The following is a 4,255-nucleotide window of genomic DNA, read 5'->3' as shown; positions in this document are numbered from 1 at the left end:
ATGCTCAAGTTAAGACATTGAAGGGTTCCCTTTTTCTTAAGTTAGGTCTGATAAATAAAGTAGCATAGACATATTTGTTGGTTTGCTTCTTTTCTAACCCTGGATTTTTCCTTGGGTCCGGGCTTACTTAAGTATTGCCTTCTGAGGCATTAGTCGATCTTTTCTCTCTTGCCATTGCTATATGAAGTTGTCAAAGAGCACAAAGCAGTTTTTGAATACTTATCGTCTCCCAGTTATTGTCTTTTGTAGGTTTGTTTCCGAGAGACTACAATTGATGAGATTTTGGCGCGCTCATATTATTATGGTGCTATTTTAAAAAAATATTGCGGTAATTTTGAAAAAACTTGACTGGATAGTCTCCATTCCAGACGCAAATAATAAAATGAAAATATTTCGATAGGGAGGTGAAGATGTTTTGGCCAAGGTGCGGTGTGGTTGTACTAAATGCGAGTTTAATAACAACAGCGAGTGTCAGTCCGATGATTTAGTATTTATGAAGTGAGAGAGAGGATAGAGGCAGCGGGATTACTTGCGGTACTTTTAGGAGAAAGCGTTAAAGCGTTAGTATAGGTGTAATAAAATAAGGACTTCCTATTGGCGGGAAGTCCTTATTTTACCACTTATGTCGAAGCTTTAAAAAAAACAGGAATAATATTTGACTAAGGGAACTTTATTTGATACTATTTTTAATGTGCAGTAAAGAGTGATTTATTTCACAAGCAATTTAAAAAAAATACCGGATTGATTCCGGTATCAGAAATTGAGGCCCCCGAAGCCGCCAGGTACCCCCTCTTTTGTAAAACAAAGAGATTATACCCAACTTTCCTGGCGGCTTCTTTTATCTATATATATATATTTCGGCATTTAGGATTCAATTCCTGCTTTCTGAAAAAAAACTACCTATTTATTTTTAAAATTTGTCAAAGTCAGTTATTCATTGCCAGGAAAGAGCCAGGAAAGAATAGAAGGATAAATTAATTTGATAGTAGAAGATCTATGTGGCACCTGGTATGGTTTTTGCATTTTGATAAAGATAGGGTATTAATATTATATTGAAGGGATGAAATAGATTTTCGTGCTGAAGGGGGGGGGATGGGTATTGCCGGAGCATAAGACACAGTTAATTAAGAAATTGACAGGTGTTTATACTTCCAAGCACAGTTATTATGCGGAGTTAAAAGAGAAGATCACAGAACTCTCCAAGCGAAATTCTCAACTGGAGCTCATCAATGAGCTTGCCCAGGAATTCAACATCAGCCTTCCTAAAGACTACCTGGATAATACATTGAAAAAGATATATGAGCGTGTACAAGACTTTTTTTTACCTGAAGCGGATAGCTATTTTAACTTTAAAGGGCCAGAAACTCCAGGTAAGCTACTGCTACCCTGCAGATGATGTCTGTTACAAGGGGATCGAGATCTCCGCGGGAGAGGGTGAGGATCTTTGGAAGGCTTTTGCGAACAGCAAACAGGTTACTTGGAAAAGGGAAGCAGATACAGAAGATTCTTTCCTGAGTTGTCAGGGGTTGGATGTGGCTGTGATCAACCCTTTGGTAACCCAGAATAAGACTTACGGGCTCTTTGTGGTGGGGAGTGATCGCCCGACATCTTACAATCCTATGGATATGACATTTTTCCAGCAGTTGGCCAACCAGATTGCTATTTATTGCCAGGATGGTGCGCTCTTTGCGGAGGTCAACAGGGCAAAATCAGAGTGGGAGGCCACTTTTAAGGCAGTACGCGATATTATTGTTGTCATAGATCCAGATCTGCGTATTTTGCGAGTTAACCAAGCGGCACTGGAATTCTGTGGGCTTCCTGATCCCGAGGTTCTGGGCCGTAAATACTGTGATGTTTTTTGTACAGCAAATGAACCGCAGTGTGCAAAATGCATCTTATATAAAGCTCTTAAAACCGGCAACACCATTAACACACAGATTCGGTTAGAGGATGGACGGGTAATGGAAATGTACGGATACCCGGCAAGCCAGGGGGGAAATGAGGAGTTGGGTGTTGTCGTCTATATGAAGAATATCACTGAAAGGCTGAAAATGCAGGTTCAGTTACTTCAGACTGCACGCCTGGCAGCTCTGGGTGAGATGGCTGCAGGGGTTGCCCACGAGTTAAACACACCACTGGCTGTCATTATTGGAGATGCCCAGTTATTGAACCGCACTACCCCCAAGGATGACCAGCGTTACAAACTCCTTGAAGACATCATAAATTGCGGTCTGCGGTGCAAGCGAATTGTACGCGGACTCCTTACTTTTTCGCGGCAGGAACAGTATGTTTTTCAGCCTCTCTGTCTGAATGAAGTGGTTAAAGAGGCATTGAAGCTGGTTTCTTATTATATTGAAACGGAAAACATTAATATTGAGCAGAAACTCGATGAACAACTTCCTGTTATTGAGGGTAATTCCCAGCAGTTAGAACAGGTTGTGGTCAACCTGCTGCTGAATGCCAGGCAGTCCTTTGATGAGGAAAATGACAGCGAGCGCAGGATTCAAATAAGAACGGGTTTTGATCAGAAAAGGAACCAGGCTTTTATCAAAGTTTCTGACAACGGGCAGGGGATCCCTCAGAAAATATTAACAAAAATATTCGATCCTTTTTTCACCAGCAAAGGTATCAGCAAGGGTACAGGTCTTGGCCTCTCGGTGAGTTTGGGGATTGTTCAAAAACATGGTGGCACCATTGCTGTAGAAAGTGAACCCGGCAAGGGGGCAACCTTCACAGTTTACCTTCCCCCGGCTCATGATTTTGATGATGCACAGGATGGAATTGAGTAACTTAATTAAGGAAGGGGGTAGTGGATTGGCACGTATTCTTGTTGTTGATGATGAAAGAGAAATGGGCAATTTCTTTAGATTTTTCTTAGAGGATAAAAATTATGAGATTACGGTTGCAGAAAATGGATTGCAGGCAAGGGAGGCCCTGCAGGAGTATTTTCATCTTGTTTTGTTGGATCTAAAGCTTCCTGATACCGATGGAATTACGCTCTTGAAGGAGATCAAAGCTCGCTACCCCACCAGTGAGGTTTTGATTATGACAGGCTATTCTACAGTCAAGTCCGCAGTGGAGGCTATTCAGCTGGGGGCCTACGATTACCTGGAAAAGCCGTTTGATAACCTGGATGCTCTGGAGGCCATTTTAGGGCGTGCCTTAAGTCGTGCCCTTGCACGGCGTGAAGTACGGGAAGATGATGAGCTGACACGCAGAAAACAGGTATTAAAAAGTGTTGGTTTTGTGGCAGGCAAAAGCGAAAAAATGCAGCGTCTCCTGACTATAGCTGAAAAACTTGCAGACAAAAATATTACTATGTTAATTCGGGGAGAAACAGGAACCGGTAAAGAGGTGCTGGCCCGCTATATTCATGCTGTAAGTTCCCGCTCCCAACAGGATTTTTTGGCTATCAACTGTGGTGCTTTTACCGAAGCCCTTCTGGAAAGTGAGTTGTTTGGCCACGAGAAGGGGGCATTTACAGGGGCGGCATCCCAGCATAGAGGTATTTTTGAGTTAGCTAACAGGGGTACTCTCTTTCTTGATGAGATCGGAGATGCCGCACAGGCGATCCAGGTGAAGCTGTTGCGAGTTCTGGAAACCGGGGAAATTTTCCGAGTGGGTGGTGAAAAACCTATACGGGTGGATACGCGGGTGATCGCCGCCACAAATGCGCCTCTGGAAAAACTCGTTGCTGAGAAGAGGTTCCGTGAGGACCTTTTTTACCGGCTTGATGTGGTGACTTTAGAATTGCCGCCGTTGAGAGAGAGACGTGAGGATATCCACCTCTTGGCTGAACATTTTTTAAAGAGTCATTATGAGGAGCGGCCGCTGCGCTTGAGTTCTGAAGTTGTTGCTGCTTTGACCAGGTATAACTGGCCGGGAAATATCAGGGAACTGGCCAATGTCATTGCCCAGACGGCCGCTGTCTGCGATGGGCCAACTGTTCTGATGGAACACCTGCCATCTAAAATTACCGAAGTTACGGAACAAAATAAAGGGCATTTAAAAAATGGAATGGAAATAGTGCTGCAGCCAACAGCCCTTTCCGCTCTGCCCCCGGAACAAAAGTGGCTGGATGAGGTTGCAGCCAGCCTTGATAATTTTATTGACCAGGTGGATATCAAAGCAGGGTTTGACCTTCCTGGTTATCTGGATTCTATCAAAGAGGTGTCCAATGAATCCACCAGAAAACTTATTGAAAAGAAGCCTGGATGCTTCAGGTGGGCGCTATCCCACGGCCGAGCAAGTGAAT

General features: G+C 43.6%; 3 protein-coding genes. All 3 read left to right on the top strand.

Annotated elements, in window-relative coordinates:
• The first annotated feature begins 1,099 nt into the window (after positions 1 to 1,099).
• The gene (locus SSCH_RS18870; protein WP_198142162.1) at positions 1,100 to 1,396 is read left to right on the top strand and encodes a coiled-coil domain-containing protein; all 297 of its coding nucleotides are present in this window, start codon (positions 1,100 to 1,102) and stop codon (positions 1,394 to 1,396) included.
• Entirely contained in the window at positions 1,305 to 2,789 is a 1,485-nt protein-coding gene (locus tag SSCH_RS04315) for an ATP-binding protein (protein WP_052835299.1), read from the top strand. Before SSCH_RS18870 ends, SSCH_RS04315 begins: the two co-directional genes overlap by 92 nt.
• 25 nt (positions 2,790 to 2,814) lie before the next feature.
• The coding region (locus SSCH_RS04310; RefSeq protein WP_198142161.1) for a sigma-54-dependent transcriptional regulator at positions 2,815 to 4,255 on the top strand (1,441 nt) is incomplete at its 3' end.

Origin of the sequence: Syntrophaceticus schinkii, from assembly GCF_000946815.1 — a bacterium.
Classification (GTDB): domain Bacteria; phylum Bacillota; class DSM-12270; order Thermacetogeniales; family Thermacetogeniaceae; genus Syntrophaceticus; species Syntrophaceticus schinkii.
Note: the sequence above shows the minus strand (reverse complement) of the source record. Positions and strands in the feature narration are given on the sequence as shown.